We start from the raw sequence: 25,237 nt of genomic DNA, 5'->3' as shown, positions 1-25,237 counted from the left end.
GCAACGACGCCTCGTGAGGGGCTGAGTCGGTCGTTGTAGATGACGTGCCTATTCAGGCGAAGATGAACCATGGTTCCGGAGGAACGTGAACGCGTTATTTCCTAACCTTCACAGGGTGATCAATACAGCGGAGCCGAAACCGGCAGGCACGCCCCATGTTGGTATCGATTAATGGGCATGGCATCGGGGTTACCGTTACGGCACGTTAATAGTCAATCTTGATACTCACCGTCCCCTCGTCCTGCATCCCGGCCGCGATCTGCCTGGTTCAGGAAATATCCGGAAACACAGGTGGTCTCTCGCGATCGCGGCGGTATCTATGCTATAGCAGCACGTGAAGTTGCTCTTCAGGCTAGGCAGGTGGCCGATCGCTGGCACTTGTTGGAAAATATTGGTGATGCACTCGAACTGATGATGTACAGACATATGCCTCTGATACATCTTGTTGCCGGTGAGTTATCACCAAAGAATCACTTGAACTAGAACGGGTACAGCCAGCTCCATATATCCGTCGCCCGGAGCGACTTACACAGCAGACTCGTAATAAACGTCACCAACGCTTGGTGGAGGTAACCCTCCGTCGCTGGTTGCCCATCGCTGGGATAGTATGGCGCAGGGCGGCTCCGACGCTGTGTATCCGTGATCCACATAAAGATGAAAAGATGGCCGCCATCCATAAAGCGCTGGACGAATGCAGCACAGAGCACCCGGTCTTTTATGAGGATGAAGTGGATAACCAACTCAATCCCAAAATCGGAGCGGACTGGCAGCTGCGCGGGCATCAAAAATGTGTGGTCACACCGGGGCAGAATGGAAAATATTATCTGGCCGGGGCGTTACACAGCGGCACAGGAAAAGTCAGTTACGTGGGAGGCTGCAGCAAAAGTTCGGTACTGTTTATCCGCCTGCTGAAACACCTTAAAGCCACGTATCACCGGGCAAAACCATCACGCTTATCGTGGATAACTACATCATTCATAAAAGCCGTGAAACGCAGCGCTGGCTGAAGGAAAAACCGAAGTTCAGAGTGATTTTCCAGCCGGTTTACTCGCCGTGGGTGAACCACGTTGAGCGACTCTGGCAGGCCCTGCACGATACGATAACCCGGAACCATCAGTGCCGGACAATGTGGCAGTTGTTGAGAAAGGTTCACCATTTAATGGAAACCGTCAGCCCGTTCCCCGGAGGAAAACATGGGCAGGAAAAGTGGAGCGGTATTAGATGCAGCTATTTAGTAAGTGATCCGCTTAAGTTCTTAACTCTTCGATTTCACGAAGTAATTTCTAAATTTCAGCCCGTTTATCATCACTCCGGCCACGTGAATTCTGGTTACGTAACTTACGTACCCATACCGGCAGCGTTTTGTCACTTATACACAGCGATGATGCGGCTTTCCCGAGCGAATAACCCTGCTCAATCACCAGCTCGACCGCTTCCTTCTTAAACACGTCTGCATATTTGGTTTTCTGGTTCATTAAATACCTCCATTATGGATGTAAGTTTAGTGTCCGGTTTATTCAACAACATCATACAGCTTCTGTACGGTGTTTCATGGTGCTACATCGCGTGGGAGCCGTGAAGGTTGCCCTGAAAAGACGATGCTGCCCATTCATGTTATGTGTATAAAGGTGTTTATAAATATGTACAAATATGTATTTGAGGTCTTGTTGAGATATGTAAGTGAATGTAAAATTGAAATTGAAATTGAAATTGAAATTGAAATTGAAATTGAAATTGAACAAGATAATAATCTTGTGCGGTAGCTATATTAAAGCAGTTTCAGTACGAAGTATTTAATTAAAATTTTGAATAGATATCAATATGATTATGTAATAAGATTACACTAGAAGATGAATTAATTACAAAGGCAGTCTAGCGCACGAAAAGTGCAAAAGAATAGCATATAAATTGTGTATTTGATAGTTTTGGGTGCTAGCAAAGATTAAACTTATAAGTAAAATAGCATAGAATGCTGGGTTAATACTTGGTGAGTGAGGTTTCTGAATTTATGGCTGAAACCTTTGTGTTTGGTTTAATGTTATTAAAAATACTGAGGAACAATTGAAAAACGATGATATCGTTTGGCTCAATCATAAAGTTTTTGATTTATGACTCTAATTGGTTGAATTTCATTTATAATTCGAGTTGAACAAATCAATTAAGAGTTAGTGTTAATGTTTTCCTCCGGTTGCTCCTTTGCTAAGGTGCATTTCAATACCCAGAAGCCAAAATTCGTGATAGTGACTTGTACCGTATGTTAATGCCCACTAACTTATATTCCGCCTTAAAATCTGGCTTTAAGCGAAGTAGAGAAACCACCAGGATAGTTTCAAATGGGCTTGGAGTTCGATATGCCTACAGATCATTAAAGTCGACATCAACACTGTTATCCAACCTTTATAGACTCTCACCACAATTTTTAATAGTAAAAACCAATAATACTTAAATATTGATGTGCATTATTCAAGATGAAGTTAATGGATTAGGGGGGGGCAGTAATTTACTTCGAATTATGAATGTTTTTTATATTGAGTTTTTGAATGGTCACAGCAACAGGGTATTGTATGAAAATAGGAACTTCCGAGTTTGTATACAACCTTACTTTTCGTCTTGAACCTATTGTCAGTAGAGAAAATTATATTTATGGGTATGAGTTGCTGACTGAGATTTATAGTGAGTATGAAGGGGGGATAATTAACCCTGGTGTTTTTTTTAATACACTCAGTTTGGAAATGTGTGCAAAAGTACTTAATGTGCAAATAGGGAAGGTCAATATACTTAAAAAAAATATAAACAAACCTATTTCTTTGAATCTGAATGAGAGACTGTTGATATTGTTAGTGGAAGACCATGAGTTACTTTCTTCTATTCATATGTTACGTAATATCCTTCGGGTTGAAATAAGTGAGGAAATAGATCTTAAAAAAAATTTGAAGTTTTTGATGAAATTACGAAGGTTTGCTCCACTATGGTTAGATGATTTTGGGGGAGGCGATATAACGATTCAAAAAAAATACTTAAAATTATTTGAAGTTGTAAAAATAGACAGGGTTTTCTTAAAGAATATACTGGAGTTTAAATATGGAGTAAAATTAATTGATGAGATTATATGCAATCTCCATATGGAAAATATTGATGTTATATGTGAGGGGGTTGAAAACATTACCGAACTGAAAGCTTATTATAAACATGACTTTGAAGCGTATCAGGGCTGGTTTTGGAAGTCTAGAGTAATATGAGGGGCGGGTTGACTGTGTTAATATTCACTATTTGCCTTCTATTGTGTCTTTATATTTATTCTTTTATGTTTAAAATGTGCGTTTCACCTGAATCAATAATTACGGACATGAGATATTATAAAGTAGTAGATGATATTGATTGTGAATTGTCTTGGGTTAAATATCTTTTGAGAAAGTTAAGGTATTCTATACTTTTGCTACGTTAATTAGTAGAGTATAGTGGTGAGGGATGTACATTTCTAGGTATGAATAGATTGTATTTCCATAGAGTTCGATAGAAGGTTTTGATTTTATGGAGAATATATTTTTATCAAAACAAGTTTTTGCCAAGCTCAGACTGATACGGACGCTTCATGTGGCCGCAAACGTTACGACGCCTGGAAAATCTATCTTAAATACCATTCATTCGTTCAACAGATTTTTAGATAGTACAATCAGATCTACATGGAAATTTCCCTTGCCAGCCAAGCCTTACTTTCAGCGGACTTTATTTAGTGATGCAGTTTACCCCACAGGGCATAGACCTGGGTTGCGTAAAGGTTAAGTTCATGGGCGCAATAACTCCGAATTTTTCCACAAGTCTTAATGCTTCGTTACTTTATTCAGGAAGGTATTTGCCACGAAGTTTATTGCTGATTGTGGTTGGTCTCATTATGAGTCAATAATGGTTGATAGTTTACTCACTAAGTAAGTATTCCTGAATCGCATAATTTTCTGTAAAATAGTCTGATGCAACCTAGTATCTCCATAGCCAGATAATTTCTTGCCTTTTGTCGTATCATGTGGCGATAATTTTTCAGGAGAATAATTCTACATTCATAAACATTGCGATTGCGGTATGCTTCACGCTCTAATTGTGAACGAATATATGATGCCATTTTCTCATTTTATTTTCGAGGGATAATAGCTTTATCCCTATGCTTATAAGAACCTATCCCAGAAGAGATTGTCAGATGTCGTAACTGATAATTTCTGAAGGCGAAAATATGACGGGCGGCAAATGGCAGATCAGCGATGAGCTCGGGAAAATAATGGCACCGCTTATCCCTGAGCACAAAACCTGCCATCCACTCGGTACGCACCGTAAACGCGTTGATAACCGTGCTGCCATGGACGCCATATTCTTCGTTCTCAGGACCGGTTGCCAGTGGAACGCCCTGAACGCCACCGGGATATGTTCATCGAGTTCTGCACGCCGGCGCTTTAAGTGATGGCGCGATGCCGGAGTCTTCGAGCGCTTCTGGCAGAACGGTTTGCTTGCCTGCGGGCATCTGGACAGCATTGACTGGTCCTGGCTGTCAATGGACGGCTGTATGACCAAATCGCCGCTGTCAGGAACAAAAAACATGCCGCAACCCCACTGAGAGAGGGAAACAAGGCGTAAAGCGCGGGCTTCTGACGGACGCCAGCGGGTTTCCTCTGTCTCTGGTTGTCGCAGCAGCGAACACGCACGACATGAACCTGGTTGCGGATACGCTCGATGCGCTTCAGGCGGGTCGTCCGGGGCAAAAACTCAGACTCTGCCTGGACAAAGGTTACGATGCTGGCTGGCTGAAAACATATCTACAGGGCCGCCGCTACGAACCGCATATCCAGTCCCGTAAAGAAGAGTCATATGCCAGTAAAAACAAGGACTTCAAAGCCCATCGCTGGGTTGTCGAAAGAACTTATAGCTGGATGAATCGTTTTCGCGGTGTCCTGACCCGATGGGAAAAGAAGACAGAAAATTACGAGGCCATGTTGCATTTTGCCTGTGGTCTTATCGTCTGGAATAAAGTCCTATTGAGAGAGGCTCTAAGTATCTTCCGTAACATATACCCGGAGTAAGCTTTATCCGGCAGAAATGCATTAGTACATCGCTTCATATTGCTGTTCTGATACTGCATATCAATACCGTCCAGAAGTCGTTGTGCTCACTCCGTGTCCACTATTCGCGGTTATGGCATGCAAGGAAAATGAACCGTAACTTTAACCACAGGAAATCTCACATACACATAGAATGATAGGAAGATATGCCTATTGATAATTATAACCCGTAAATTTAATTTACTTTTGTAAGTTTCTTAATGTAATTATTAGTTTAAGCATGGAGTTATATGGAAATTAAAACAGAGGAAAGAGCAGTACGCGATGAAGGCTCAATTTTGGATTTACCATCATCAGCCATATCAATGTTATTTGATGGGTATAGTGATTTGTTTAAAATGAGACATGCTAAAGGGAGGAGTTACTTTCTGATAAAAGATGTTGTATTCATTCATTCAGGTAGTGTTTCTATCGCCAGAACTGACGGTTTGATTATTTTAAAATACAAATCTCCATTTGTTATTGGTTTGGCTGAGCTTTTTTCAAATGAAGAATATACTATATATTTTAATGTGGATAGCATATATTCCCTCATTCCTAACAGCAGTTTTATAAAAGTGGCTGACCGACTTGGGTTATGGAAGCATATCTGTGAAATACTTTCTTACTCAAATCAGCTTTTAACTTTTAGAGAAAATTCAGTTAACAGGAGAACAAAGTACGAAATTGTTAAAGCTCAACTTGAGATCCTATGGGGATTACCACCTAATGAAAGGGAGGGAATATCATTGTTTGATTTTGTACTTTCACAAGTTAATATTTCAAGGAGCTCTTTGAGTAAGATTATTGCTGCGCTTAATGAAGGCGGATATATTAAAACAAAAAGGGGTAAGCTCATTCATTTGTCTAAGCTTCCTGAAAGATATTAAAGAGGTATATATGTTCGATGACATTAAGTTAAAGATAAAATCGTGCGATGATTTATTAAAGCTTGAGCGATTGCATGACTATATTATAAAGGTTGTACCAGCAACTGAAAGAAATTGTTACATTAATCTTTTGCACGACAGAGAAGAAGAACTTCTTATTGATGCAGATAAGAACCTCTATTACATAAAATAACCTATAACATATCCGCTTATATCTATATGAATATAATATGTTCGTGTATTTTTCTTCGTTCTGCACTAATTGATTTAGGTTTGGTAGAAAATAAAAGTACTTTACATGTTTGCATCATGGATTTTTCTGATGTAAATGGTATTTACAAAGAGGTAAATAGGAAGCAGAGTAAATTAGATATAATACTATATTTATCGAAACGACTTTATAAATATAAGCGTTTCTTTTGTATGATATTTCCAAATGTCATTGTGGTTAAAAACATATATAATCTACACAATGCAATATCTGTTAAATCATGTGCATTAAATAATCGTGGGATATTGCTCAATCTTACAAAAATGAATATAATGTATGTCTTGTATCTTTCAGGAGTAAAACAATCATTCTTTCGAGGGAAAAGTGTTAAAGATATTTCTAATTTTAGAACGTCTCTTCTTTCTAAGTTAGGGTTAGGGAATTTTCATCAGTTGATTATAATATTGCCAACATTAAATCATTTCATTTTAAATAAAAGGTGAGTTGTGATGGTTTCTTGCATAGTTGTGTGTTGTTGAACTTAATTAACGTATTGTATATCACCTGGTGTTTTCTTATACGCGTTTTGATGACTTGTCGTGTTTCTCAACTGATTTTTTGAAGCAGATTGCTAAATATGTTCGCGGGGTGTAGGTTATTATGCGTGATGTTTGTGTGGGTGATTCCTATAATTAGTTTAATGTCTTATATAATGATCGCTTTGAGGTTTACTCATCGTCAGCCTTAATGTCTTTGTCCCCGTTGTAAAACCTCTGTGATTTATCGACATTGGCAGAACCCAAAAAGAAACGACTGTTTTCGCTGCCGTAACTGTCATCGCGTATTTTAACTCATTTACTCCTACAAAGCTCAAAGGCCGGGGGAAAGAGCAGTACACTGAAATAACCTTCAACGGTTCTGGGGATCGCGATACCGCTAAGATACTGAAAGTCGACATCACCACCGTAATCTGCAATGCCCATACTGATCTCGCACTTATCTGCTAACCCTATGAGAAATTGAGATTTTTTAGTGGAAAATCCCTACCGCACAGGTTTGGGACGCGTACGACATGGAAAATAGTTGCATTCTGGCCTGCATATTTTGCTTATGAAATTATGTAACCTTTCGTTAACTATTGGCCTTGGGTAATCTTTTAAGGGGGGCATCATAACCAGCGATGACTCGAGGTGTTATACCAGAGAAGTACCGAAGTATAAGCATCTAGTCGGAGAAATTACAGCGCAGCGTATTCAGCAAAACAGCATGATGCTGCAAACCAGAACAATCGACTGCTCCTAAAAATCAATAGTTTTTCCGCTCTATTAAGTTAAATGAATAAGTCATCGGAGCATACATAGGAAAATACATTTTCTACTAATTGAGTAAGCGCACCATCTACGACGTCTTGTGAAAACTGTCCTGTCTGGCAACAATCGCGTCCATCTATATTGATCTGCGCCCCAGATCTTGGACAACTTATGCAGCCTGACTCAATCGATATTGTACCGGACTAAGACCGCCAAGTTTTTCCTTTATCCTCAATTGGTTATAATAATCAATGTAATCGATAATGTCTCGCTTTAAGTCATCCACATTTTTATATTCATTGAGGTAATAACATTCTGATTTCAATGTTCCAAAAAAACTCTCTATCACTGCATTATCAAGGCAATTTCCCCGACGAGACATACTCTGGGCGATGCCACTATCTTTTAACCATCGTTGCCAGCGTGACATCTGATATTGCCAGCCTTGATCGCTGTGCAATATTGGGTGTTCGTCTTTCGGCAACTGTTTCAGCGCATCCGTGAGCATAGTCTGCACCATTGAAGGTAGAGGGCGGTTAGCGAGGTTATAAGCAATGATTTCGCCATTATAAAGATCCATGATGGGCGACAAATACAGCTTTTTGCCATTCACTTTAAACTCAGTGACATCTGTGACCCACTTCTCGTTGGGGCGTTCTGCGTCAAACTGGCGTTTCAGGAGATTATCGCAAATTCGTCCTTGTTCTCCTTTATATGAACGGTACTTTTTGACGCGAATCAGGCTGCTAATACCCAGTTCCTTCATGAGTTTTCTAACGGTTTTGCCATTAAGTAAAACCCCCTCGTTACGACATGCCAGCCTGATGCGTCTGTAACCATAGCGACCTTTGTGCTGGTGATAAATTTTCAGCACAAGCGCTCTGGCAGACTGGTATCGGTCCGGAGCCGCAAGACGTTTTACATGATAGTAAAATGTACTCCGGGGCAGCCCAGCAACGATTAACAATCGGGACAATGGCCATTCCTGCCTTAGTTCACTTACAATGCTCACTTTTTCCTGGGCGCTGAGCATGTTTTCTGCTGAACCAAGGCCTTCAGCTTTTTTAAGTAGGCATTCTCGACCCTGAGTTGTTCAAGTTCCTCTCGCTCAACATCGGTTAATGCTGGCTGTGGTGGGACTGGCGTGATGCTTTTATCTGGCACTGGGATGATCTTTTGATTTTTTCGGGTGAAAGCATCCTCGCCATGTTTTCTATATTTTTCAAGCCAGGTACATACAGTACCAAAGGCTGGTATCCCATGTTTTACCGCAGTTTCACGAACAGAGAAGCCATCATCCACAACTTCTTTTACTACCATAAGTTTGAAATCAGCAGAGTAGCGTCCCTTTTTACCCGTAAGCACACCGATCCCATGCTCCCGGTAGGCATAAGCCCATTTTCTTACCGTGCAAGGGCTTATGTCGTACATCCTGGCTACAGATTTCAGACTCAACTCATCTTCCAGATACTTCTCTGACACTTCCTTTTTGAATTCCAATGAAAATTTTGCCATGCGCCCTCAGTTTTTGATCTGGTGTCTAACTTTTGGGGCGCACTACAATATTGATGGACACGAACGATGAATTCCCGGAAAACAAAAGATATTCCCTGCTTCCGTTCTTATCTACCCGATGCTCTGCGATTAAGATTTGAAGACAAGTTAAGCATCAGGATCATCGCCCAGCGTCTTGGCCTCAGTCACTCGACAATACATACGCTTTTTCAGACATTTATTGCATCCGGTTTCGCATGGCCGTTTCCTGACTCAATTTCATTCTCTCAGCTTGATGCCATCCTTTATGCCAACCGAAAAATGAATCCACTCGTCCTGAAATTAACGAAGGAAAATGGCGCAAAGACAGGCGTGCCAGTTACAGCCGTGAATTTAAAGTCAGCCTGGTGAAGCAGGCATTACGACCAGGTGCTGTCGTTGCCCGGATCGCCAGAGAGCACGATATAAATGATAACCTGCTGTTTAAATGGAAAAACCAGTACGAGGACGGCTTACTGAGCGATGATGACATACAGGAATGCCAGCCTGTGCCGGTGGCGCTGACTGATACGCCAGAGCCGATCAGGGCAGTGACGAATCCCTTCTGGCGAAACAAACCTGATGATTCTCCTGGAGATGAGCCCGGAAACGCGCCACGGTGCGAGCTGCATCTTAAATCAGGCGTTGTAAAGTTGTTTGACCCGGTGACCCCGGAGCTTCTTCGGGCGCTAATCCGCGAAATGAAAGGTGGTGTCCGATGATAACGTTGCCGACTGGCACCAGAATCTGGATCATCGCGGGCGTCACAGATATGCGTTGCGGCTTCAACGGTCTGGCCTCGAAGGTGCAGAACACGCTGAAAGATGATCCGTTCTCCGGGCATATCTTCGTGTTCCGTGGTCGCAGCGGCAAAATGGTGAAAATCCTGTGGGCCGATCGTGACGTGCTATGCCTGTTCACCAAACGCCTCGAGCGGGACCGCTTCGTGTGGCCGGTGACTCGTGAAGGGAAAGTGCATCTGACGCCCGCCCAGTTGTCCATGCTGCTGGAGGGGATCGCGTGGCAGCATCCAAAACGAACGGAACGGCCTGGCATACGGATATAACCCATGATAAAACAGGGGCATGAACAGTTCACTCCCCGATGACATCGAGCAACTGAAGGCCCTGCTGGTCGCACAACAGGCGGTTATCGTTCGCTTGTCCGATGAAATAACTGGCTATGCCCGCGAGATCGACTCACTCAGAGCGCTGGTCGCTAAACTGCAGAGAATGCTGTTCGGCCGCAGTAGCGAGAAAAACCGCGAGAAGATAGAAAAGAAGATCGTGCAGGCTGAAAAGCGCATAACCGAACTCCAGAACAGGCTTGGCGAAGCGCAGTCGCAGCTCACCTCAATGGCCGGAGATAATACGCCGAAAGCATCAGACTCATCTGTCCGTAATTCGCTTCCGGCAGCACTCCCCCGCGACAGGCAGTTTATCTACCCACCAGAAAACGAATGCCCCGTCTGCAGTGGTAAACTGAAACCTTTGGGCGAAAGTATCTCCGAACAGCTGGATATCATCAACACAGCCTTCAGGGTTATCGAAACGGTGCGGCCAAAACTGGCCTGCAGCCGGTGCGACTGTATCGTGCAGGCACCGCTGCCGCCGAAACCCATCGAGCGTAGTTACGCCAGCCCGGGCCTGCTGGCCCGCATCATCATGGCAAAGTTCGCTGAACATCTTCCCCTGTATCGTCAGGCTGAAATCTACAGCCGCCAGGGCGTGGAGCTGAGCCGCAATACGATGGGACGCTGGGTTGATGTTATAGGAGAGCAGCTTCGTCCGTTGTATGAAGAACATAACCACTATGTGCTGATGCCGGGTAAAGTACATGCCGACGACAGTGTGACACGAAGGACGGAACCGGGAAGGCTCCGTCCATGCTGTGTCTGAGATGGAAGATGGCCTTCCGTATTCGCCTTACAGGAGGAGGATACAAACCACCTCAGACTGTTGTGGTAAAGAGCCACAGCAGGAAGCGCTGGGGAAAAGGCGGCAAGAAGCCGTCAGGTAGGAGCAGAGAAGATGAACGCGAGTGAACCACTGGACAAGTGTCGTTACGTGTAAGCGTTGTCAAAACCGGGTTCTTGTCGTTACCCCGGGATAAGGATGGTGGAAACCTGTTTACTGACCATCCGGCAACCGGCATTGAGGTGGCATGATCTCTTCTCAGGCTCAGATACGGAACGTGTGAACCTGACACGCCGATGCTAAGGGAGAAACTGTGGCAAAACACCGCGCAGAAAGAGTACCGATGTGGCGTACAGGGACGGAGTTCCCCGTAGTAGTGACGAAGGCGCTGTAACGGTGCTGGAGCGAAGGGGGAACGTTATTCAGCTTTGTTTAAAGCAACAACTGCTGACAGGATGATTAATTTGAACAAAGCAAAACCTTATCTGATCGATAAAACCATTATCTGGAGAGCCTGGCTGGCTGTCAAAGCCAACAAAGGATCAGCTGGTGTGGATGGAATGACAATTGAAGCGTTTGAGCATAATCTGTCCCGGAATCTTTACAAGATCTGGAATCGGTTAAGCTCTGGCTGTTATATGCCGCCGCCGGTGAAGCGTGTGGAAATTCCTAAGTCAGACGGGAAAACTCGTCCATTGGGGATCCCCACTGTCAGCGATCGTGTAGCACAGATGGCCGTCAAGATGATACTGGAACCGCAGTGGGACCTGTTGTTCAGCGATTCTTCATTTGGCTATTGACCGGGAAAATCTGCGCATGATGCCGTTGCACAGGCAAAAGTGAACTGCTGGAAATACGAATGGGTGATTGATCTGGATATCAAAGGTTTCTTTGATAATCTTGATCATGCTCTGCTGTTGAAGGCTGTGGATCATTTGCATCCTGCCCCATGGGTCAGACTCTGCATTGTGCGATGGCTGAAAGCTGAGATCATTTTCCCGGACGGGCATCGTCATTCACCAGAAAAGGGTACCCCGCAGGGTGGCGTAATCAGTCCACTGCTGGCAAATCTTTTTCTGCATTACACCCAGGATAAATGGCTGGAGAAACACTACCCAAATAATGCATGGGAAAGGTATGCCGATGACAGCGTCATTCACTGTCGGAGCCGATGGGAAGCGCGTTTGCTTCTCAGCCAGCTCAGGGAACGAATGAAAGACTGCGGGTTAGAGCTACATCCGGAGAAAACCCGGATCGTGAACTGTCACCCACTGGCCAGACGCAAAAGCGATGGTCACTATTCATTCGATTTTCTTGGGTTTACCTTCCGCCGCCGTGCAGCAAGGAAGATTGCAGGTGGTCTGTTCACCGGATTTCTACCGGCAATAAGCAATAAGGCCCAGAAAGCCATCGTCCGGACATTCCGTAAATGGAATATTCAGCGGCTGACAAGCCTGTCGGCAGAAGAAATTGCGGAAAGAATCAACTCGCAGCTGCGTGGATGGATCAATTATTATGGGAAGTTTTATCCAAGTGAAATGAACAGGTTATGGCGAATACTGGACTGGCGGTTGGTAAAGTGGGTCCGGTGCCGTTATAAGCAATATCGGTGGCATCAAAGTCGCGCCAGTGAAGTACTGGAGCGGATCAGACAGCGTAATAAGACACTGTTTGTACACTGGAAGTTCATGATCAGATAGAGTTGAATAACAGGAGCCGTATGAGCTGAGAGCTTCACGTACGGTTCTGTGAGCGGCCAGAGGGGGAGGATCCCTCTGGTCTACTCGACCGCCGGTGAATGTACTGGAGCCCGGTAATGGTAAAACCCGTACCGGTCGGCTGTGGGTCTATGTTCGTGACGATCGCAACGCTGGTTCGACCATGCCGGCAGCCGTGTGGTTCGCCTATAGCCCGGACAGAAAAGGACTCCACCCGCAGAGCCATCTTGCTGGCTTCAGCGGCGTGCTGCAGGCAGATGCGTATGCCGGGTTCAACGAACTGTACCGCAATGGACAGATAACAGAAGCTGCCTGCTGGGCTCACGCCCGCCGCAAGATCCATGATGTGCACGTTCGCACGCCATCAGAGCTGACGGAGGAAGCCCTGAAACGTATAGGCGAACTGTATGCCATCGAGGCTGAAATACGGGGAATGCCAGCAGAGCAGCGCCTTGGCGAACGTCAGCAGAAAGCGAAACCGCGACTGAAATCACTGGAAAGCTGGCTGCGTGAAAAGATGAAAACGTTGTCGAGGCACTCAGAGCTGGCGAAGGCGTTCACGTACGCTCTGGACCAGTGGCCGGCACTGAAGTACTATGCGGAAGACGGCTGCGTCGAAGCTGATAACAACATCGCTGAAAATGCGCTGCGGATGGTCAGCCTGGGTCGCAAAAACTCTTATGACCTTTGTCAAGAATTTCGGCCGTACTTGTCCTGCACAGCCTGATTTTTCTGTGCTTTAAAACAGTCGCAGGCGTCAGAGAACCTGAAGTGACCGAGCTGTATCCTGAATTGAACAGACTCTTATTCGGGGATTAGTTGCCCCACGAAGGTTTTCGTAGTGAGCTTGCCTCTTTCTACCTGCTGGTATCGGATTGTTGCCTTCCGACCTACGTTCTTGACGAGGATCACTCATTCCGTGCCCGGCACTTCAGGGTTTAACGCTGTACTGTTACCCTGATTGTCGAGCCGCCAGGGCAATATACCACATGAATCCTGTCAGTTCCCTGGCGACCGCTGTAACAGCAATTTGTGACCGTTTACCTCTCTGTAAGAGCGCTTTGTAGCGGGCACATAACCGCTGTTGAGCTTTCCAGGCAATGTCTTTTGATTCCTGTGTGGTTTCAGTTGGTCGGTAGGTAATGAGCCAGCTTCCAACTTTTGCCGGAGAACGATATGCCCACGCAGCTTCGTACAATAGCCTTCGTAGTTCACTGTTACCGGTTTTTGTTATGCCCCGGGAACGAGTTTTGTTACCACTGGAATATTCCCCCGGAATTAACCCTATATAGGCCATGATTTGTTTTGGATTAGGGAAACGAGAGAAATCGCCAAGTTCTGACACAAGTGAGATTGCAATCGTTTTACCCACGCCTTTTAGCGCCTGAAGCTGGCAGACTAGATTGTATAACGACCATTCGGGTAACAGCCGATCAATCTCTTGATCCAGTTGTATTATTCGGCTTTCTATTTGTTCGAGGCTCTGACAATAGTGCTGAAATGCAATCTGTTGCGATGGTAGAGGAAAAGTCTGGTTGGCCAGCCAGATCCGATGTTTGTAACTCCACGGCTTCTTGTCATATCTCCGGTCATTACGCAGCAATATGCTCTGTATTCGCTGCCTGGCAATGCGGCTATCTTGCTTTGAAGCAGCCCTGGCCCGAACCAGATCACGCATTGCTTCGTGCGTCAGGTCAGGGATCCAGACTGGGGTTAATTCACCGGCACGTAATAATCTTGCCAGACCAACTGCGTCACGGTGATCGTTTTTGATGCGGTCTGTGGGTGATTTTGGGATCCGTGATGGCGCTACAACAATACACTCAACGTCCATAGCTGTTAGCTGGTGATAAATATTGTATCCACAGGGACCCGCTTCATAACAAGCCATAATGTATGAGTATTGCTTTTTTATCTTTAAAAATAAGTGATTAATGCTTTGCTGTTGATTTGGGATGTTACCATAAAAGCGGATTTCTCCACCGCGCTCAGGACTGGCTATCGCGATAGCCAGTGATTCTTTATGCACATCCAGACCAACATAAATCGAAGGGGAATTTTGTAACATGATGACCTCCAATAATGCACCGATGCTAAAGTGATTATATAAAGGTCATACCATCTTCCTGTTCTTCGGCTCTGACCACGGTGGTGAGCGCGGAGCGCTACTGTACAGCCTGATCGGTACATGCAAGCTGAACGGCGTGGATCCAGAGAGCTATCTCCGTCATGTGCTCAACATCATATCTGACTGGTCGGTCAACCGGGTCAGCGAGCTGCTACCGTGGCGCGTCACGCTGCCAGCGGAATAACCCTCTTCGTTAATACGGCTCCTGCTGTACGCTTACATTTAATGAGAGCAAACAGTTTTTCATCGTTGAGGGTGTGAAGCTCAAAAAAGAAAGAATACCCCATACTGGCATTTTTTGTATGGTGCTGAGACTGAAAATCGTTTGCCAGAAAGGTGGACTGTTAGGTGAAACTACCGGCGTCGGTATCGGCATGGTTCCTGATGAGGCGTAGAATACGCTCGGTATTGGAGAATTCAGTAAACCGGAACATGTTTCGCTTAATGCAGATTTCATTCGTTCCAGAAAAAATCGACGTGTTCAGGTGGTGAGATTTCACTCAGCAGCACGGGGATCTCCAGCTCTCCGCCAACGATATGGAAATCATTCGTTTTATTGCTAGTGCATTAATTTCTTCATCCGTTAAAAAATGATAGTGATATCCCGTTATTTTGTGTCTATTTTATTGTTAATCGCTGTGACAGGTTTCAACCTGGGTAGTATAGGTAGTCCATTTTCCCTGCGTAAAATATTTCAGCACAGGAGCAGGTGTTAATGATTCCCCAGCCCTCGGTGAAGAAAGGTATACAGAGAAAAAAATAAGGAAATATTCTCCCGGCATTTTTGTCGGGAGAATAGATTATAATTGTTGTCTGGCGTAATCGAAAGGTGAGACCGGTTTTTCACTGTTTGCATCCAGAAAATCCCCCCACCACTGCAGCATCAACCTGCGCTCATCCAGAAACTCCGCTTTATGGATATAAGCTGCACGCACGCCATTACGTTCCTGATGACTCATCTGGCGTTCAACAGCATCCCTGGACCATAACCCTGACTCAATCAACGAACTACAGGCCATTGCCCGGAAACCGTGACCACAGACCTCGACCTTTGTATCGTAGCCCATCAGTCGCAGTGCGTTATTCACCGTGTTCTCACTCATGGGTTTCCATGGATTGTGATTGCCGGTGAAAATCAGTTCATGATCTCCACTGATGGTGTGGATCTGCTGCAGTATATTCAACGCCTGAGTAGAGAGTGGCACAAGATGTTCTGTTTGCATTTTTGAGCCACGATAGGAATACTTGACCCCTTCAATAGGTTTCCGCTCAGGAGGAATTTCCCACATGGCTTTCCTGAAGTCGATCTCGGACCACCTGGCAAAGCGTAGTTCACTGGAACGGATGAAGATAAGCAGGGTGAGTTTAGTTGTTAGCCGGGTGAGAGGTTGTCCTCTGTATGCATCCAGTCGTTCAAGAAGCTCTGAAATGCGATTTAAGGCGAGGGCAGGGCGGTGCTGGCGTTTCACCGTCGTTAAAGCACCAGCCATATCCACGGCAGGGTTATAGGTGATAATACCTGACTGGGCAGCATAACGCATGATTGCAGTGATACGCTGCTGAAGGCGCGCTGCAATCTCATAGATCTCTTTGGCTTCGGCAGCCTTTACTGGAACAAGTAAATCGGGAGTTCTGAGGGTGGTAATGTCACGTGAGCCAATAAAGGGAAATACATGATTTTCTAGGCTTTTCAGTATTTTCTCACTATGTGAAGCTGACCATTTTTTGTTGCTCTTATGCCACTGTCTTGCGATTCCTTCGAATGTCAGAGCTGTTTCAGGTACAGACTTTTTGATCCGTTTCTGTTCGCACGGGTCGGTTCCTTCTGCTATCAGCTTCCTCGCTACATCGCGTTTTTCCCTTGCTTCTGATAACGAGACTTCAGGATAGACACCCAGAGCGAGTGTTTTTTCTTTGCCCAGATACCGATAGCGGAGCCGCCAGTAGCGCGAGCCGTTAGGGTGAACGAGCAAAAACATGTTGCCGCTGTCGGCAAGTTTATAAGGTTTTTCATCCGGTTTAGCTGCACGGATCTTAGCGTCAGTTAGCGCCATTGGGGGTATCTCCTGATAGTAAAAGGGGTATAAATCTTATCGAATCAGACTATACCCTCAGTTGTACCCTCGCAAGGGACTTGATGCGGGTTGAAGTTGATTGAGTTGTGGAGTTAAGGGATTGAAGAGGAGTTGGTTTTGGCGGGCTTAGAATGCAAAAACGGACCTCCGTGGAGGTCCGTTGATATGAATTTGGTGCCCGGACTCGGAATCGAACCAAGGACACGGGGATTTTCAATCCCCTGCTCTACCGACTGAGCTATCCGGGCAACGGGGCGCATTAAACCCGATCTGCCCGGTGGCGTCAACGAAAAATGTTGTTTTCGTTACGGACTGCGCAATCTCTCACCATTTCGCCGCATCCTTAAGCGAAAAAGTGCGTCCAGAGCGCGGAGAGCGGCATGGCGAGCAGCAGTGCGGGCAGCATGTTCACCACGGCAAACATCTTGATCCCACAGATGCGCAGCCCGGTAGCCAGCAGCAGCAGGCCGCCGACGGCGGTAAAGTCTGCCATCATCGCCGGCGTAGTGAGCGGGAGAATTAACGTGGCGCAGGTAGCCAGTGCCAGCTGGATCAGCAGCATCGGGACGCAAATCGCCGCCACGGCAATGCCGAGCGTGGTGGCAAAAATAGTGGCGGTGAAGAAATCAAGAAACGCTTTTGCGATCAAAATGCTCGGGTCGCCCGTCATCCCTTCCTGCATCGAACCGAAAATCCCGGTGCCGCTGGCGCAAAACAGAATAATGATGGCGACATAGTTCTGAATAAACGTCTCGTGCGTGCCGTGTTTCGCCTTGCCCGGTCGGGCTATCAGGTTTTTGGCTTTGCTCACCGCGCTGTTAATGCCTTTTTCCAGATAGCAAAATTCGCCAATCAGCGCGCCGAGCAGGGTGGCCAACACCATCACCGGCAGGTTGGCGCATTTGACCACCAACAGAATACCGATCCCTAACGATGCCAGGCCGAATATTGAGGGCATGGAGGTGCGAATACGCTCCGGCAGCCGCTGGCTTAGCACTGCGCCGAGTACGCCGCCCAGCAATACGGCTCCTGCGTTGATAAATGGCCCGATAACCAAAGTTAACTCCTGTTATTTAATCATTGATATTGCATTATTATGGCACGTCAGCGCTGCGCGGGCCTTAGCTTTGGGTGGTTTCGTGCATACTGATTCCTTCTTGCACCTCAAAATAAAAGGTGACATTATTGCGCGAATTTTCTCCTCCCTGTCTCACCGTTCGGTGAGGGTAATTGCGCTTATGAAAACCATGAAAATCGCCGTCAGCCGCGAGCTGCTCTCAACTGTGTCTACGCACCGCGAAAAGGTGACGTTGGACAGCACGGATTTCACCGATGTGGCAGCCGTCGTCATGACGACGACAGAGAGTCGCAGTGGCATCCTTGCATTGCTGAAACGCACGGGCTTTCATTTACCGGTGTTTATTTTCTCTCAGGAACCAACGGAGGTGCCTGACGGCGCCACCGCGGTCATCTTGGGTAAAGATCAGGAGTTTCTGGAACTGGAAACTGCTGCCAGCCGTTACGAAGAGAACCTGCTGCCACCGTTTTTCGACACCCTGAGTCAGTATGTGGAGATGGGTAACAGCACTTTCGCCTGTCCAGGACACCAGCACGGCGCCTTTTTCAAAAAACACCCGGCAGGGCGGCAGTTCTATGATTTCTTCGGTGAGAACGTATTTCGAGCCGACATGTGCAATGCCGACGTGAAGCTGGGGGATCTGCTGATCCACGAAGGGTCCGCCAAGCATGCGCAAAAATTCGCGGCGAAAGTGTTCAACGCGGATAAAACCTACTTCGTGCTGAACGGGACGTCGGCGGCCAACAAGGTGGTGACCAACGCGCTGCTCACCCGCGGCGATCTGGTGCTGTTCGACCGCAACAACCATAAATCTAACCACCACGGGGCGCTGATCCAGGCGGGTGCCACGCCGGTTTATCTGGAGGCCGCACGTAACCCGTTTGGCTTTATTGGCGGGATTGACGACCACTGCTTTGATGACGCGTATCTGCGGGATCTGATCCGCGAGACGGCGCCGGAGAAAGCCGACGAGGCGCGTCCGTTCCGCCTGGCGATCATTCAGCTAGGCACCTACGACGGGACGATCTACAACGCCCGTCAGGTGATCGACAAGATCGGCCATCTGTGCGACTACATCCTCTTTGACTCCGCCTGGGTGGGCTACGAGCAATTTATTCCGATGATGGCGGAAACATCCCCGCTGTTGCTGGAGCTGAACGAGAACGATCCTGGGATTTTCGTGACCCAGTCGGTGCACAAACAACAGGCCGGATTCTCGCAAACCTCGCAGATCCATAAAAAGGATAACCACATTCGTGGTCAGGCGCGTTTCTGCCCGCACAAGCGGCTGAACAACGCCTTTATGCTGCATGCCTCCACCAGCCCGTTTTACCCGCTATTTGCGGCACTGGATGTCAACGCGAAAATACATGAAGGGGAGAGCGGACGCAGGCTGTGGGCGGAGTGCGTCGAGCTGGGCATTGAGGCGCGCAAGGCGATCATCGCCAACTGCCATATGATTAAACCGTTTATCCCACCGGTGGTGGCGGGGCGGCCGTGGCAGGATCATCCGACGCACGCCATTGCCAGCGAGCTGCGCTTCTTCAGCTTCGAGCCGGGGGCCAACTGGCACGGGTTTGAGGGCTATGCGAGCGAGCAGTACTTTGTCGACCCGTGCAAGCTGCTGCTGACCACGCCGGGCATCGATGCCGAGACGGGGGAGTACACCGATTTCGGGATCCCGGCGACGATTCTGGCGCACTACCTGCGTGAAAACGGCATCGTGCCGGAGAAATGCGACCTTAACTCGATTCTGTTCCTGCTGACGCCTGCTGAAAGCAGCGAGAAGCTGGCGCAGCTGGTGGCGATGCTGGGGCAGTTTGAACAGCATATTGAAGACGATACGCCGCTGGCGGACGTGCTGCCGACGATCTTCCAGAAATACCCGGTGCGCTACCGGGATTACACCCTTCGCCAGCTGTGCCAGGAGATGCACGATCTCTACGTCAGCTTTGACGTGAAGGATTTGCAGAAGGCGATGTTCCGCAAGGAGAGCCTGCCTGAGGTGGTGATGAACCCGCAGGATGCCAATCAGGCGTATATTCGCGGAGACGTGGAGCTGGTTCGCATACGGGATGCCGAAGGGCGAATTGCGGCCGAAGGTGCGCTGCCCTATCCGCCGGGCGTACTGTGCGTGGTCCCGGGTGAAGTCTGGGGCGGGGCGGTACAGCGTTACTTCCTGGCGCTGGAGGAGGGCATCAACCTGCTGCCGGGCTTCTCGCCGGAGCTGCAGGGCGTTTACAGCGAGAAGGATGCCGACGGGATTAAGCGGCTGTATGGGTATGTGTTGAAGTAGACCCCCTCACCCTAACCCTCTCCCCAAAGGGGAGAGGGGATTGCACGGAGCCGTCTTTTCACCCTCGCCCCTTTGGGGAGAGGGCCGGGGTGAGGGGAGTTAAACCGCACTACGCTTGTACATCCTCCTCGGATGCCCGATCTTCCCGTACAGCATCTCCACGCTGAGAAACCCCGTCTCCACGCAGTGCTCCAGATAGCGACGGGTGGTGGTTTTACTCAATCCCGTCTCGCTCACCACCTCATCCACGGTAAAGCAGTGCGTTGCCTTGTCGTTAAACAGCGACTGCACCCGCGCCAGCGTATTTTCCTCAATGCCCTTGCTGCCGTTGTCCTGGCGGTAATTTTTTGCCTGAAGCTGATACAGCGAATCAACGTTCTGCTGGTCGACAATCTTCCAGACCCGCTGCTGTTCTGCAAACTGCACGAAGCGCTCCAGCGACTGGCTGAGCCGCTTCCAGGAGACGGGTTTGAGGATGTAGTCGAACGCGCCGTTGCGGATCGCCTGGCTGCAGGTGTCCATATCGCTGGCGGCAGTGATAAAAATCACCGAGCAGTTGGCGCGGGCCAGCATGGGGTTATTGATCAGCGAGATCCCTTTGCCGTCCGGCAGATAGTTATCCAGCAGCACCAGCTGCGGCTGTTTGTTTGCAAGCTCTGCCTGGGCCGCAGCCAGCGACGAGGCAATACCCACCAGCCTCAGACGCGGATGTTTGCCTATCAGCTCCGCGTGCAGTTGCGCCAGTTCGTTCTCGTCTTCAACAATCAGTACGTCGATAAGTTCATGTTGCATAGTCGGTGTCTTCCAGTTGCCGGGCGGTTCCCGTGGCCGGGATAAACAGGGAGAAAATGGCGCCGCGCGGCGTATTATCGGCAACTTCTATCGCGCCGCCAGCCTGTGTGACATAGCTTTCGATCAGATACAGACCAATCCCATGATCGCCGCGTGTTTTGGTGGTGATGCCGCGCTCAAAGATCCGGTCACGGATCTCTGGCTTGATGCCCACGCCCTGGTCGGCCACTTCAATGATCAGCTCCTGTTCGCTGAGCTTTATCAGCACCTCCACCGGCGCGTGGGGAAGCGGCGACCGCTGTGTCGCTTCGATGGCGTTATCCAGCAGGTTGCCAATAATCGAAATCAGCTCTTGCTCCCCCAGCGGCAGGAACGGTCTGTCCAGACGACAGGCCGGGTCGAAACTCAGTTCGACGCCTTTCTCCCGCGCGCGGGCGGCTTTGCCCAGCAGCAGGCCGCACAGGGTCGGGGAGCTAAAGCGCGAAGAGATAAAGTCCAGCAGCTCCTGGGCGTGTTCAGACTGCGCCTGAATGTAGCCAATCGCCTCCTCATAGCGGCCCATGTGCAGCAGGCCGGAGAGGGTCGTCATCCGGTTTAGCTGCTCATGACGCATTATGCGGAGGTTATCGACATAGCGTTTGACCTGGCTAAGCTGGGCGCTCAGCGAGTCGATCTCGTTGCGATCGCGGAAGGTGATCACCCAGCCCTGCAGCGACCCCTCAAGCATGATGTGGACCCGGCTGGCAATCACCGTCAGATCGTTAAAACGGCAAATCTCGTCATGGGTATCTTTCGCCAGCATCGTCTGCGTGTCGAAGAACGGGACCGGATCGATCACCTGACTTATCAGCTGCCCGCGCAGCTCGCGGGCCGGCTGGCTCAGCCCCAGCAGCTTGCGCGCCGCCTGGTTGATCACCTCAATCCGCCTTTGATCGTCAATGGCAATCACCCCTTCATAAATAGACTCCATCAGCGCCTTCTGCTGGCGCACCAGCAGGCCGATCTCGCGCGGCTCGAGGGAGAAGATCTGCTTCTTAATACTGCGGGTAAAGAACCAGGAGAAGATAAAGAGAGCAATTAGCAGCAGCACCGCGGCAATCAGGATATTGACCACTTTACTGACGGTAATGGTGTCCAGGTAGCTGGTGAGATAGCCGACCGAAACAATGCCGACCACCTGTCCGGCAGCGTTGAAAATGGGGGCCTTACTGCGCAGCGAAATGCCCAACCCGCCTTTGCGGATGGTGGTGGTGCTTTTACCCTGCAATACGGCGTCGTTGTCGCCACCTACCAGCGTGGTGCCCACTCTGTCGGCGAAGACGGAGTGAAAAAGATGCTGGCCCTTATTATCGCCAATCACAATAAAGCTGGCGTCACTGTGCGCAGAAATCTTCTGCATAAAATCATGGATGGCGCTGATATTCTTTTGTTCAACTTCATGTCGCAACGTTGGAATAAGCGCAATCTCTTCAGCCTGTATTTTTGCGCGTGTGCTCATTTCCTGATAAAGCTGTTTGCCGACGTCGGCATAATAATATCCGCCCAGTAACGTAAAAAGCACTGAGAAAAAGGCAACCAGCGAAATAAACAGCTTGATCTGGAAAGAGACTTTCATAACTCTCACGCAAGGTAGCGACAAAGATCGCCAATATATCATCTTTTTTCACGCGGACGTCCGCTTTGCCGAAAACTTGTGATCCCTTGCACAGCGGGCGTTGTAAAAGCATCATCCCAAAGACGGGTGGCCTCTGGCTGCACGAATAAATGTTATTTGTTTGTTCAATTCAGAAAAGAAACCATAAAAACCACGACCATAAATAAGGCATAAATCACATTAAATAAAAGAAACCATTAAAACCATAGCTGCCATTAAAACTTCGCTTTTAATATGTCATTCCTCACATAAAGTAAGCCTTTGTGACTCTAAGCTGAACGCACAAAATAACCAAGGGGCTTATTATGAGCACAACTGACGATTCTTTCTCTGTTACCCACGACCCGATTGAAATTGAGCGACCTTCGCTTAAAGAGCGCTGGTGGCATATTATGGATACCTGGAAAATCGGGATTATTCCTCTGCCGCTGTTCGTTCTGGCGGGCGCGCTGATCGCCATTGATTGCCTGGGCGGAAAACTGCCGAGCGATATCGTGGTGATGGTGGCGACGCTGGCCTTCTTCGGCTTTGCCTGCGGCGAGTTTGGCAAACGCCTGCCGATTGTCGGCAAGCTCGGCGCGGCGGCGATTTGCGCCACCTTTATCCCTTCCGCGCTGGTCTATTACGGCCTGCTGCCGGACGTGGTGGTCGAGTCCACCACTAAGTTCTACAAATCCACCAACATCCTCTACCTCTATATCTGCTGCATTATTGTCGGCAGCATCATGAGCATGAACCGCACGGTGCTGATTCAGGGCTTCCTGCGCATCTTCTTCCCGATGCTGTGCGGCGAAATCGTCGGCATGCTGGTGGGGATGGGCGTCGGCCTGGCGCTGGGTCTTGAGCCATTCCAGATCTTCTTCTTTATCATCCTGCCAATCATGGCGGGCGGCGTTGGGGAAGGGGCGATCCCGCTTTCCATCGGCTATGCCACCCTGCTGCATATGGACCAGGGCGTGGCGCTCGGTCGCGTGCTGCCGATGGTCATGCTCGGCGGTCTGACGGCGATCATCATCTCCGGCTGCCTGAACCAGCTTGGTAAACGCTACCCGCATCTGACCGGTGAAGGCCAGTTGATGCCTAACCGCGCTAATGCCGATGCCACCGTCTCTCAGCCTGCGTTCTCCGGCAAAGCGGACGTGACCACGATCGCCTCCGGCGCGCTGCTGGCGGTGCTGCTCTACATGCTGGGCATGCTCGGCCACAAGCTGATTGGCCTGCCTGCGCCGGTCGGCATGCTGTTTATGGCGGTGCTGGTGAAGCTCTGCAACGGCGCCTCTCCGCGCCTGCTGGAAGGCTCTCAGGTGGTGTACAAATTCTTCCAGACCTCTGTGACCTACCCGATTCTCTTTGCCGTTGGCGTGGCCATCACCCCATGGCATGAACTGGTGGCCGCCTTCACGCTGACCAACCTGCTGGTGATTATCAGCACCGTCTCCGCGCTGGTGGCGACCGGGTTCTTCGTCGGCAAAAAGATTGGTATGCACCCGATTGATGTCGCCATCGTCTCCTGCTGCCAGAGCGGACAGGGCGGTACCGGCGACGTGGCGATCCTGACCGCAGGCAACCGCATGAGCCTGATGCCGTTCGCCCAGATTGCTACCCGTATCGGCGGGGCGATTAACGTCTCCATCTCTCTGCTGATTCTGGGCAACTTCCTCGTTTAAGTTTTCAGGAAAGAACAATGAAACTCGCAAGCTTTTTATACCAGGGAAAACGCAGCTACGGCATCGTGCAGGCCGACGGCGTGATTGATTTAGGCCGCCGTCTGGGCGACCGCTACAGCGACCTCAAGGCGCTGCTGCAGGGCAACGGGCTGGCGCAGGCCACCCGCTACCTGAACGATGCCGTGGACGTGCCGATGAGCGCCATCACCTTCTTACCGGTGATTGAGCAGCCGGAAAAAATCCTCTGCGTGGGCATGAACTACGCCGACAAGCGCAAGGAGTTTGACCAGCACAACCCGGCCCCGACGCTGTTTGTCCGCTTCCCGGATTCACAGACCGGCCACAACGAGCCGGTGCTGAAGCCGCGCCACTCCAGCGAATTCGACTACGAAGGCGAACTGGCGGTGATCATCGGTAAAGGCGGGGAGAACATCAGCCGCGACGACGCCCTGCGCCACGTGGCGGGCTACAGCTGCTACATGGACGGCTCCGCCCGCGACTGGCAGCACACCTGGTTCACCGCCGGTAAAAACTGGCGTCAGACCGGCGCGTTTGGTCCGTGGATGGCGACGGCGGATGAGATCCCCGATCCGCACCAACTGGCGATTCGCACCTGGCTGAACGGCCGCATGGTGCAGGAAGACAACACCAGCAGCATGATCCACAAGGTTGCGGAGCTGATCGAGTACATCAGCACCTTCACCCGCTTAAGTCCTGGCGATGTGATCATCACTGGATCCCCTGGCGGGGTGGGTAAAAAGCGTAACCCGCCGCTGTTTATGAAAGAGGGCGATCGCATTGAGGTGGAGATCGAGCATATCGGTCATCTGAGCAACGTGATTGTGGAAGCGCCAGCCGTCGGGCTTGCGGCGGCACACTGAGTAA

Annotated in this window: 15 protein-coding genes, 1 tRNA gene and 8 pseudogenes; 16 read left to right on the top strand and 8 right to left on the bottom strand. The window is 48.9% G+C overall.

What is annotated here, in order from left to right:
* Window positions 1-106: 106 nt before the first annotated feature.
* Both KGP25_RS20415 and KGP25_RS20410 read left to right on the top strand, forming a co-directional pair.
* Window positions 107-572, top strand: a pseudogene (locus KGP25_RS20415) (transposase); the annotation flags it as partial.
* Window positions 573-1,198, top strand: a pseudogene (locus KGP25_RS20410) (IS630 family transposase); the annotation flags it as partial.
* Window positions 1,199-1,283: 85 nt separating this feature from the next.
* Here KGP25_RS20410 and KGP25_RS20405 read toward each other — a convergent pair.
* A complete protein-coding gene (locus tag KGP25_RS20405; protein WP_123060784.1) occupies window positions 1,284-1,475 on the bottom strand; it encodes a transposase in 192 nt (63 codons plus the stop codon).
* A 1,089-nt stretch (window positions 1,476-2,564) separates the two neighbouring features.
* Here KGP25_RS20405 and KGP25_RS20400 point away from each other — a divergent pair.
* The 4 genes and pseudogenes from KGP25_RS20400 to KGP25_RS20385 form a co-directional block, all read left to right on the top strand.
* Entirely contained in the window at window positions 2,565-3,239 is a 675-nt protein-coding gene (locus tag KGP25_RS20400) for an EAL domain-containing protein (RefSeq protein ID WP_172621922.1), read from the top strand.
* Window positions 3,240-4,225: 986 nt separating this feature from the next.
* Window positions 4,226-5,066: pseudogene (locus KGP25_RS20395) on the top strand (IS5 family transposase).
* Window positions 5,067-5,335: 269 nt separating this feature from the next.
* Window positions 5,336-5,974, top strand: a complete 639-nt coding sequence (locus KGP25_RS20390) for a helix-turn-helix domain-containing protein (RefSeq protein WP_143345522.1) — start codon at window positions 5,336-5,338, stop codon at window positions 5,972-5,974.
* Window positions 5,975-6,960: 986 nt separating this feature from the next.
* Window positions 6,961-7,156 (top strand): annotated as a pseudogene (locus KGP25_RS20385) (IS1-like element transposase); the annotation flags it as partial.
* A 508-nt stretch (window positions 7,157-7,664) separates the two neighbouring features.
* On the opposite strand, the gene KGP25_RS20375 reads toward KGP25_RS20385, so the two are convergent.
* Window positions 7,665-9,010 (bottom strand): IS3 family transposase gene (locus KGP25_RS20375; RefSeq protein WP_123060779.1). Its coding sequence is split into 2 segments (ribosomal slippage): window positions 7,665-8,525 and window positions 8,528-9,010, totalling 1,344 coding nucleotides; the frame shifts between segments, so codons are not numbered across the junction.
* Window positions 9,011-9,076: 66 nt separating this feature from the next.
* On the opposite strand from KGP25_RS20375, the pseudogene tnpA reads away from it, so the two are divergent.
* The 6 genes and pseudogenes from tnpA to KGP25_RS20345 form a co-directional block, all read left to right on the top strand.
* Window positions 9,077-9,750 (top strand): annotated as a pseudogene (gene tnpA, locus KGP25_RS20370) (IS66-like element accessory protein TnpA).
* A complete protein-coding gene (gene tnpB, locus KGP25_RS20365; protein ID WP_123060778.1) occupies window positions 9,747-10,094 on the top strand; it encodes an IS66 family insertion sequence element accessory protein TnpB in 348 nt (115 codons plus the stop codon). Before tnpA ends, tnpB begins: the two are co-directional and overlap by 4 nt.
* A gap of 19 nt (window positions 10,095-10,113) precedes the next feature.
* Window positions 10,114-10,878 (top strand): annotated as a pseudogene (locus KGP25_RS20360) (transposase); the annotation flags it as partial.
* 530 nt (window positions 10,879-11,408) lie between these two features.
* Window positions 11,409-11,744: a hypothetical protein gene (locus KGP25_RS20355; protein WP_223539550.1), complete on the top strand. Its 336-nt coding sequence runs from the start codon at window positions 11,409-11,411 to the stop codon at window positions 11,742-11,744.
* Window positions 11,745-11,783: 39 nt separating this feature from the next.
* Window positions 11,784-12,644, top strand: a complete 861-nt coding sequence (locus tag KGP25_RS20350; RefSeq protein ID WP_223539549.1) for a reverse transcriptase domain-containing protein — start codon at window positions 11,784-11,786, stop codon at window positions 12,642-12,644.
* 91 nt (window positions 12,645-12,735) lie between these two features.
* A pseudogene (locus tag KGP25_RS20345) lies at window positions 12,736-13,338 on the top strand (IS66 family transposase); the annotation flags it as partial.
* A 276-nt stretch (window positions 13,339-13,614) separates the two neighbouring features.
* Here KGP25_RS20345 and KGP25_RS20340 read toward each other — a convergent pair.
* Window positions 13,615-14,730, bottom strand: coding sequence for an IS110 family transposase (locus tag KGP25_RS20340; RefSeq protein ID WP_223539548.1), 1,116 nt, complete (start codon window positions 14,728-14,730; stop codon window positions 13,615-13,617).
* 55 nt (window positions 14,731-14,785) lie between these two features.
* On the opposite strand from KGP25_RS20340, the pseudogene KGP25_RS20335 reads away from it, so the two are divergent.
* Window positions 14,786-14,974, top strand: a pseudogene (locus tag KGP25_RS20335) (transposase domain-containing protein); the annotation flags it as partial.
* 616 nt (window positions 14,975-15,590) lie between these two features.
* Here KGP25_RS20335 and KGP25_RS20330 read toward each other — a convergent pair.
* From KGP25_RS20330 to KGP25_RS20320, 3 genes are all read right to left on the bottom strand, one after another.
* Window positions 15,591-16,844, bottom strand: coding sequence for an integrase arm-type DNA-binding domain-containing protein (locus tag KGP25_RS20330; RefSeq protein WP_123060776.1), 1,254 nt, complete (start codon window positions 16,842-16,844; stop codon window positions 15,591-15,593).
* Between the two features lie 193 nt (window positions 16,845-17,037).
* Window positions 17,038-17,113, bottom strand: a tRNA-Phe gene (locus KGP25_RS20325).
* Between the two features lie 95 nt (window positions 17,114-17,208).
* A complete protein-coding gene (locus KGP25_RS20320) occupies window positions 17,209-17,922 on the bottom strand; it encodes a DUF554 domain-containing protein (RefSeq protein WP_032653359.1) in 714 nt (237 codons plus the stop codon).
* Window positions 17,923-18,103: 181 nt separating this feature from the next.
* Here KGP25_RS20320 and KGP25_RS20315 point away from each other — a divergent pair, with 181 nt between their 5' ends.
* Window positions 18,104-20,239, top strand: a complete 2,136-nt coding sequence (locus KGP25_RS20315; RefSeq protein WP_223539547.1) for an ornithine decarboxylase — start codon at window positions 18,104-18,106, stop codon at window positions 20,237-20,239.
* A gap of 99 nt (window positions 20,240-20,338) precedes the next feature.
* On the opposite strand, the gene KGP25_RS20310 is transcribed toward KGP25_RS20315, so the two are convergent.
* Both KGP25_RS20310 and KGP25_RS20305 read right to left on the bottom strand, forming a co-directional pair.
* Window positions 20,339-21,031 carry a response regulator gene (locus KGP25_RS20310; protein ID WP_048029052.1) on the bottom strand — a complete coding sequence of 231 codons (693 nt, stop codon included), beginning with the start codon at window positions 21,029-21,031 and terminating at the stop codon, window positions 20,339-20,341.
* Window positions 21,021-22,646, bottom strand: coding sequence for a sensor histidine kinase (locus KGP25_RS20305; RefSeq protein ID WP_223539546.1), 1,626 nt, complete (start codon window positions 22,644-22,646; stop codon window positions 21,021-21,023). Before KGP25_RS20305 ends, KGP25_RS20310 begins: the two co-directional genes overlap by 11 nt.
* Window positions 22,647-22,990: 344 nt before the next feature.
* Between KGP25_RS20305 and KGP25_RS20300 the strand changes: the two genes are divergently transcribed.
* Together KGP25_RS20300 and KGP25_RS20295 are read left to right on the top strand one after the other, a co-directional pair.
* On the top strand, window positions 22,991-24,352 hold the full coding sequence (locus tag KGP25_RS20300) for a 2-hydroxycarboxylate transporter family protein (protein WP_223539545.1): 1,362 nt from the start codon (window positions 22,991-22,993) through the stop codon (window positions 24,350-24,352).
* A gap of 17 nt (window positions 24,353-24,369) precedes the next feature.
* Entirely contained in the window at window positions 24,370-25,233 is an 864-nt protein-coding gene (locus KGP25_RS20295) for a fumarylacetoacetate hydrolase family protein (RefSeq protein ID WP_045134818.1), read from the top strand.
* Window positions 25,234-25,237 lie beyond the last annotated feature (4 nt).

This window comes from Enterobacter sp. JBIWA003 (genome assembly GCF_019968825.1).
GTDB lineage: Bacteria > Pseudomonadota > Gammaproteobacteria > Enterobacterales > Enterobacteriaceae > Enterobacter > Enterobacter quasiroggenkampii.
This window is presented reverse-complemented; position numbering and strand designations above follow the sequence as displayed.

Bases quoted from the DNA above. Each gene is read 5' to 3' on its own strand.
- KGP25_RS20405 (WP_123060784.1), bottom strand. From the start codon at position 1,475: ATGAACCAGAAAACCAAATATGCAGACGTGTTTAAGAAGGAAGCGGTC.
- KGP25_RS20400 (WP_172621922.1), top strand. From the start codon at position 2,565: ATGAAAATAGGAACTTCCGAGTTTGTATACAACCTTACTTTTCGTCTT.
- KGP25_RS20390 (WP_143345522.1), top strand. From the start codon at position 5,336: ATGGAAATTAAAACAGAGGAAAGAGCAGTACGCGATGAAGGCTCAATT.
- tnpB (WP_123060778.1), top strand. From the start codon at position 9,747: ATGATAACGTTGCCGACTGGCACCAGAATCTGGATCATCGCGGGCGTC.
- KGP25_RS20340 (WP_223539548.1), bottom strand. From the start codon at position 14,730: ATGTTACAAAATTCCCCTTCGATTTATGTTGGTCTGGATGTGCATAAA.
- KGP25_RS20330 (WP_123060776.1), bottom strand. From the start codon at position 16,844: ATGGCGCTAACTGACGCTAAGATCCGTGCAGCTAAACCGGATGAAAAA.
- KGP25_RS20315 (WP_223539547.1), top strand. From the start codon at position 18,104: ATGAAAACCATGAAAATCGCCGTCAGCCGCGAGCTGCTCTCAACTGTG.
- KGP25_RS20310 (WP_048029052.1), bottom strand. From the start codon at position 21,031: ATGCAACATGAACTTATCGACGTACTGATTGTTGAAGACGAGAACGAA.
- KGP25_RS20305 (WP_223539546.1), bottom strand. From the start codon at position 22,646: ATGAAAGTCTCTTTCCAGATCAAGCTGTTTATTTCGCTGGTTGCCTTT.
- KGP25_RS20300 (WP_223539545.1), top strand. From the start codon at position 22,991: ATGAGCACAACTGACGATTCTTTCTCTGTTACCCACGACCCGATTGAA.
- KGP25_RS20295 (WP_045134818.1), top strand. From the start codon at position 24,370: ATGAAACTCGCAAGCTTTTTATACCAGGGAAAACGCAGCTACGGCATC.